This is a genomic window from Acidimicrobiales bacterium, assembly GCA_036273495.1.
Taxonomy (GTDB): Bacteria; Actinomycetota; Acidimicrobiia; order Acidimicrobiales; family JAJPHE01; genus DASSEU01.
Genome location: DASUHN010000199.1, coordinates 1 through 6,601, shown reverse-complemented (window position 1 = coordinate 6,601; position 6,601 = coordinate 1). Strand labels below are relative to the sequence as shown.

The 6,601-nt window shown below is 71.6% G+C and carries 7 protein-coding genes; 3 read left to right on the top strand and 4 right to left on the bottom strand.

The window, feature by feature from the left end:
• Positions 1 to 1,581: methylmalonyl-CoA mutase family protein (locus VFW24_08345; GenBank protein HEX5266770.1), on the bottom strand; the 1,581-nt coding region annotated here is incomplete at its 3' end.
• A gap of 18 nt (positions 1,582 to 1,599) precedes the next feature.
• The gene (locus VFW24_08340; GenBank protein HEX5266769.1) at positions 1,600 to 2,457 is read right to left on the bottom strand and encodes a 3-hydroxybutyryl-CoA dehydrogenase; all 858 of its coding nucleotides are present in this window, start codon (positions 2,455 to 2,457) and stop codon (positions 1,600 to 1,602) included.
• A 103-nt stretch (positions 2,458 to 2,560) separates the two neighbouring features.
• On the opposite strand from VFW24_08340, the gene VFW24_08335 reads away from it, so the two are divergent.
• Both VFW24_08335 and VFW24_08330 read left to right on the top strand, forming a co-directional pair.
• Entirely contained in the window at positions 2,561 to 3,226 is a 666-nt protein-coding gene (locus VFW24_08335) for a methyltransferase domain-containing protein (GenBank protein HEX5266768.1), read from the top strand.
• Positions 3,223 to 3,882: a Type 1 glutamine amidotransferase-like domain-containing protein gene (locus VFW24_08330; GenBank protein ID HEX5266767.1), complete on the top strand. Its 660-nt coding sequence runs from the start codon at positions 3,223 to 3,225 to the stop codon at positions 3,880 to 3,882. The genes VFW24_08335 and VFW24_08330 overlap by 4 nt, the downstream gene beginning before the upstream one ends.
• Positions 3,883 to 3,907: 25 nt before the next feature.
• Here VFW24_08330 and VFW24_08325 read toward each other — a convergent pair whose 3' ends face one another.
• Positions 3,908 to 4,459, bottom strand: a complete 552-nt coding sequence (locus VFW24_08325; protein HEX5266766.1) for a peptidylprolyl isomerase — start codon at positions 4,457 to 4,459, stop codon at positions 3,908 to 3,910.
• Positions 4,459 to 5,289: a peptidylprolyl isomerase gene (locus VFW24_08320; protein ID HEX5266765.1), complete on the bottom strand. Its 831-nt coding sequence runs from the start codon at positions 5,287 to 5,289 to the stop codon at positions 4,459 to 4,461. The genes VFW24_08325 and VFW24_08320 overlap by 1 nt, the downstream gene beginning before the upstream one ends.
• A 69-nt stretch (positions 5,290 to 5,358) precedes the next feature.
• On the opposite strand from VFW24_08320, the gene VFW24_08315 reads away from it, so the two are divergent.
• Positions 5,359 to 6,576 (top strand): aspartate kinase, encoded by a 1,218-nt coding sequence (locus VFW24_08315; protein ID HEX5266764.1) that lies wholly within the window; start codon positions 5,359 to 5,361, stop codon positions 6,574 to 6,576.
• Positions 6,577 to 6,601: the final 25 nt, after the last annotated feature.

Below are 6,601 nucleotides of genomic sequence, written 5' to 3'. Positions count from 1 at the left end.
CGGCTTGGCCACCAGTAGCCGGGGCGGCCCGCCCGGGAGGGCCTTCACCTTCTCGACCACCGCCGCCATCTCCGCCCCCCGGTGGCCGACGGCGCCACCGACCCCGGTCGGAGCCCGGTACTCCCCGAACACCTCCCGGAGGGCGCCGGCCCACTCCCCGGTGGTGCCGCCGGCGTGGGCCAGGGCGATGGTGGCCGCCATCACGTTGGTCCCGCCCTCGGCCGCCCGGCGCAGATCGTCGAGGGCGGCACCGACCCGGGCGGCGTCCCGGCCGCTTCGCCATGAGGCGACGTCGGCGCGCAGCTCGGCCTCACCAGCCGGCTCGACCTTGAGGAAGCTCTCCTGGCCGGCCAGCAGCGGTGAGGGCGCCCCCTCGGTGAAGGTGTTCACCCCCACCACCTGGAGCTCCCCGGTCTCGATGCGCCGGGTCCGCTCGGCCTGGGAGCGGACCAGCCGGCCCTTCAGCTCGTCGATGGCCTCGAACGCCCCGCCCAGCTCGAGCACCTCGTCCAGCTCGGCCTGGGCCGCCTCCTCCAGCTCGGCGGTCTTCTTCTCGACCACGTGGGAGCCGTCGAAGATGTCCTCGTACTCCAACAGGTCGGTCTCGAGGGCCAGCACCTGCTGGATGCGCAGCGACCACTGCTGGTCCCATGGTCTCGGCAGCCCGAGGGCCTCGTTCCACGCCGGCAGCTGGATGGCCCGGGCCCGGGCGTCACGCGACAGGGTCACGCCCAGCGTCTCGAGGACGATCCGCTGGATGTTGTTCTCGGGCTGCACTTCGGTCAGCCCGAGCGAGTTCACCTGCACGCCGTAGCGGAACCGGCGCAGCTTCGGGTCCTCGACTCCGTAACGGTCGCGGCAGATCCGGTCCCACATGCGGGTGAAGGCCCGCATCTTGCAGGTCTCCTCCACGAAGCGGATGCCCGAGTTCACGAAGAACGAGATCCGCCCCACCACCGCCGCCAGGTCGGCCGGCTCCACCTGCCCCGACCCCCGCACGGCGTCGAGCACGCCCACGGCGGTGGCCAGGGCGTAGGCCAGCTCCTGCACGGGCGTGGCCCCCGCCTCCTGCAGGTGGTAGCTGCAGACGTTGATCGGGTTCCACTTCGGCACGTGGCGCACGGTGTAGGCGATGGTGTCGACGATCAGACGCCGGCTGGGCTCGGGGGGGAAGATGTAGGTCCCCCGGGACAGGTACTCCTTGACGATGTCGTTCTGGATCGTCCCCTGGAGCCTGGCCGGATCGGCGCCCTGGTCCTCGGCGTTGGCGATGTAGAGGCCGAGCAGCCACGCCGCGGTGGCGTTGATCGTCATCGAGGTGTTCATGGCCTCGACGGGAATGGCGTCCATCAGCTGGGCCATGTGGCCGAGGTGGGCCACCGGCACCCCGACCTTGCCGACCTCGCCCGCCGCCTCGGGCGAGTCGGGGTCGTAGCCGGTCTGGGTGGGCAGGTCGAAGGCGATCGACAGCCCGGTCTGGCCCCGCGCCAGGTTGGTCCGGTACAGCTCGTTGGAGGCCCGGGCCGAGGAATGGCCCGAGTAGGTGCGCATGACCCACGGCTTGTCGACCGGACTGGTCACGACGCCCTACCTCCCCCGTTACCTCTTGGCGTAGTCGTAGAAGCCCTTGCCGGTCTTGCGGCCCAGCTGCTCGGCCACGACCATCCGGCGCAGCAGGGGAACGGCGGCGTAGTTCGGGTCGCGGAACTCCTCGTACAGGGCGTCGATGATGGCCAGGCTGGTGTCCAGGCCGACGAGGTCGAGCAGCGCCAGCGGGCCCATCGGGAAGTTGCAGCCGCCCTTCATGGCGGTGTCGATGTCCTCCCGGGTGGCCACGCCGTTCTCGAGCAGGCGCACGGCGTTGTTCAGGTACGGGAACAGGAGGGCGTTGACGATGAAGCCGGCCTGGTCCTTCACCTCGACGACCTGCTTCCCGCACCCCTCGGCAAACGACCGCACCGCCGCCAGGGTCTCCTCCGCCGCCGTGAGGGGGCGGACCAGCTCGACCAGCGACATCATCGGGGCCGGGTTGAAGAAGTGGACGCCGCACACCTTCTCGGGGCGGCCCGTCTCCATGGCCATGTCGATCACCGGGAGGGTCGAGGTGTTGGTGGCGAGGATGGCGCCGTCCTTGCAGATCCGGTCCAGTTCGGTGAACAGGTGCTTCTTGACCGCCAGGTCCTCGACGACCGACTCGATCACCAGGTCGACCTCGGCCAGCTCCCCGAGATCGGACGTGGCCGTGACCCGGCTGACGGCGGCGTCGCGGTCGGCGGCGGTCATCCGCTCCTTGTCCACCGCCCGGCCCAGCGACTTCTCCAGCCCCGCCACCATGGCGTCGGCGCTGCTCTGCTGGCGGGACCGCAGCACCACCTCGTAGCCGTTGATGGCGGCGCACTCGGCGATGCCCGAACCCATGATCCCGGAACCAACAATCCCCACGCGCTTGATGGTCATGGCCCGCAGGCTACCGGGCGGTAGCTTCCGGCGGCCAGGTGCGGGCGGGCGTTCGGGGCGGGCGCAGGGCGGGGCCGTCCCGCCTGCCAACATGGGGCCGCCCATGCGCGACCACCGCATCTACGCCGCCGTCTACGACCGGATGACCGCGCCCGCCGAGGCGGCCGGTCTGGCCGAGCGCCGCCGCCGCCTCCTGGCCGGGGCCACGGGCCGGGTCCTCGAGGTCGGGGGCGGGACCGGCCACAACCTGGCCTACTTCAGCGCCGCCTGCGAGGTCGTGGTGCTCGAGCCCGACGGCGCCATGCGCCGCCACCTCGAGGGCCGCCTGGACACCTGTCCCGTCCCCGCCCGGGTGGTGGCCGCCGGCATCGACGACCCCGGGCTGGAGGCGCTGGGCGTCCCGGACGGGGGCTTCGACACCGTGGTGTGCACCCTCGTGCTCTGCACCGTTCCCGACGAGGGGGCGGCGGCGGCCCGGATCGCCCGCCTGCTGGCGCCGGGGGGACGGGTGCTGTTCCTCGAGCACGTCCGGGGCCCGGGCGCCCGGGGCGTGGTCCAGCGGGCCGTGACCCCGCTGTGGCGGGTGCTCGTGCCCGGGTGCCACCTCGACCGGGAGCCGGTCCTGGCCCTCCGGCGGGCCGGGCTCCTCCCCGTCGAGTACGAGCGGGTCCACCTGCCTCTCGGTCCACTGGCGTCCCCCGGCGTGGTGGGCACGGCGGTGGCCCGCCGGTCCCAGCCCCCGGTCGAGCCCGGGACCTACCCCCGATGAGCGGCCCCCTTCTCCTCGTCGGCGGGGCCGAGTGGCGCGAGGGCTGCGTGTTCGACGCCGAGGCGCTCGAGGCCGCCGGCAACCCCGAGGTGCTGATCCTGCCGACCGCCGCCGCCTACGAGCACCCGGAACGGGCGGTGGAGTGGGCCCAGCGGTGGTTCGCCTCCCTGGGGGGCCGGGCCCGGGGCCTGGAGGTGCTGCGCCGGAGCGACGCCGAGAGGGAGGACCTGGCGGCCGAGGTCCGGGCCGCCCGCTTCGTCTACCTGGGCGGCGGCTCTCCCCTGCACCTGCGGTCGGTGCTCAAGGACTCGGCGGTGTGGAAGGCCCTGGTGGCGGCGTGGGGGGACGGCGCCACGGTGGCGGGCTCGTCGGCGGGGGCCATGGTGCTCACCGATCCCATGGTCGACCCCCGGGGCGGGGCCTTCACCCTCGGGCTGGGCCTGTGCAGCCAGCTGGCGGTCATCCCCCACTTCGACGACTGGTCGGAGGACAAGGCCCGCCGCACCCTCGAGCTGGCGCCCGCCGGCCTGCCCCTGGTCGGGATCGACGAGCGCACCGCCCTCACCAAGGACGCCCGCGGCTGGCGGGTGTCCGGGGCGGGCCGGGTCGAGGTCTACGTGGACGGCAAGGAGTCCGACCTCAGCCGGCTGCCATGACGGCCCGGCGGGCGGGCCGGCGCCCCTAGTCCTCGGTGATGGTCACCGAGTCGATGAAGACCTTCTCCTTGGGGGAGCCCGAGCTGGTGCCGACGGCCTCGATGGCCGAGACCACGTCGAGTCCCTTCACCACCTTGCCGAACAGCGAGTACTGCGGGGGCAGCTGCACCCCCTGGGGTCCGGAGATGATGAAGAACTGGCTGCCGTTGGTGTCGGGGCCGGCGTTGGCCATGGCCAGCGATCCGATCTCGTAGCGGCCCGCCTTGGGCAGCTCGTCGGCAAACTGGTAGCCCGGCCCGCCCCGCCCGGTGCCGTCGGGGTCCCCGCCCTGCAGGACGAAGCCGGGGATGACGCGGTGGAAGAAGATCCCGTCGAAGTAGTGGAAGCGCGCCAGGAACACGAAGTTGTTCACCGTGTGGGGCGCCGCCACCGGGTCGAGGGAGATCGTCATCGTCCCCTTGGACGTCTCCATGGTCGCGGTGTAGCGCTTCCCGGGATCGATGATCATCGGCGGCTCCTTCTTGAAGCGCCGCTTCTGCTGGCTCGATCCGTCCGGGTTGGGCGTGTCCTCTGCCATCAGCTCTCCTCGATCGTCACGTGCACCATGTGGTGCTCCACCTTCGGGGTTCCCCCCGTCGTCCCGTCCTTCTCGATGGCGCTCACCACCGACATGCCCGTTGTCACCTGCCCGAACAGCGAGTACTGCGGCGGGAGCTGCACGCCCTGGCTGCCGGTGATGATGAAGAACTGGCTGCCGTTGGTGCTGGGCCCAGAGTTGGCCATGGCCAGCGAGCCGATCTTGTAGGCGCCCGCCTTGGGCAGTTCATCGGCGAACTGGTAGCCGGGTCCGCCCGTCCCTGTCCCGGTCGGGTCCCCGCCCTGCACGACGAACCCCGGGATCACCCGGTGGAACACGATGCCGTCGTAGTAGTGGTAGAGCGAGAGGTACACGAAGTTGTTGACGGTCTTCGGCGCCGCCTTCGGGTCGAGGCTGATGTCGAAGGTCCCCACGTCGGTCTGCACCACCGCCTTGTAGGACTTGGCCGAGTTGATGCACATCGGCGGGGCGGCGCTGAACTTGGTCTTGCGGCTCGGGTTGCCGCTGATGCCGAAGCAGGACAGCTCCGAGGCCGCCACCGACGATGCCGGCGCCGGGGTGGACGAGGTGGTGCTCGTGGTCGACGACGCCGAGGTCGTGCTGGTGGTGGTCGAGCCCTTGGCGGCCACGTTGGTCGGCTTGGAGCCGCCGCTGATGTTGAGCACGGCTATCACCACGCCGATTCCCACGGCCAGCACCCCGAAGATGTAGGCCTGGCGGCGGCGGCCCCGGCGCTTCTGGGCGGCCTGGAGCTGGGCCCGGCGGTACTCACGGCCCTCACGCTGTCGCTGTCGCTTATCGGTCGGCACGGAGGAAAGAAGGTAGTGGAGCCGTGGCGGGGGCCGGGAGCGGGGAGCCGGCGCTGGTAGCTTCTTGCCGTGTCCCTGATCGTGCAGAAGTACGGGGGCACGTCGGTGGGCGACGTAGACCGCATCCGGGCCGTGGCCGACCACGTCGCCCGCACCCGGCGCCAGGGCCACGACGTGGTGGTGGTCGTCTCCGCCATGGGCAAGGAGACCGACGACCTCCTGCACCTGGCCGATCAGGTGGCGCGCTCCAAGCCGGGGCGGGAGATGGACATGCTGATCACGGCGGGTGAGCGCAAGGCCACCGCCCTGCTCACCATGGCCCTGATCGACGCCGGGGTCCCCGCCGTCTCGTTGACAGGGAGCCAGGCCGGGTTCATCACCGACGGGACCCATCAGAACGCCAAGATCCTCGAGGTCAGGGGGGACCGGATCAGGGACGCCCTGGCGGCGGGGCGGGTCCCGGTCGTGGGCGGGGCCCAGGGCGTCTCGGGGGAGAGCCGGGACGTGACCTTCCTGGGCCGGGGCGGCTCCGACACCACCGCGGTGGCGCTGGCGGCGGTGCTCGAGGCCGACGGCTGCGAGATCTACACCGATGTCACCGGGGTCTTCACGGCCGATCCCCGGGTCGTGCCCGACGCCCGGCGGCTCGGCCGGCTCTCGTTCGACGAGATGCTGGAGATGACCGCCACCGGCTGCCCGAAGCCGGCCATGCGGTCGGTCGAGTTCGCCCGCAACCACGGCGTGCGGCTGCACGTCCGCTCGGCGTTCACCTGGGAGCCGGGCACCTGGGTCGAGGAGGAGGATCCCGACATGGAGCAGGCCATCATCTCCGCCGTCACCCACGACACGTCGGAGGCCAAGGTCACCGTCACCCACGTGCCCGACCGCCCCGGCATCGCCGCCCGCCTGTTCCGGGCGCTGGCCGACCGGGACGTCAACGTCGACATGATCGTGCAGAACGTCTCGATGCGCGGGACCACCGACATCTCGTTCACCACGCCCAAGGAGAGCCTGGCCGTGGCCCTGGAGGTGGCCGAGGGCCTGCTCCCCGAGATCGGCGCCGACACCGTGATCGCCGACGCCGACGTGGCCCGGGTGTCGCTGATCGGCGCCGGCATGAAGAGCAACCCCGGTGTGGCCGCGACCATGTTCGAGACCCTGGCGACCGGCGGGGTGAACATCGAGATGATCTCCACGTCGTCGATCAGGATCTCGTGCGTCGTCAGGGCCGGTGAGGTCGAGCAGGCCGTGCAGGCCCTCCACGGCGTCTTCGCATTGTCTGGCTGAATTATGTCGGGGGCCTGAATCCCCG

What these genes read in the sequence shown, in the direction of transcription:
- VFW24_08335 (HEX5266768.1), top strand. Translation starts at nt 2,561, where the DNA reads ATGCGCGACCACCGCATCTACGCCGCCGTCTACGACCGGATGACCGCG.
- VFW24_08340 (HEX5266769.1), bottom strand. Translation starts at nt 2,457, where the DNA reads ATGACCATCAAGCGCGTGGGGATTGTTGGTTCCGGGATCATGGGTTCG.
- VFW24_08325 (HEX5266766.1), bottom strand. Translation starts at nt 4,459, where the DNA reads ATGGCAGAGGACACGCCCAACCCGGACGGATCGAGCCAGCAGAAGCGG.
- VFW24_08330 (HEX5266767.1), top strand. Translation starts at nt 3,223, where the DNA reads ATGAGCGGCCCCCTTCTCCTCGTCGGCGGGGCCGAGTGGCGCGAGGGC.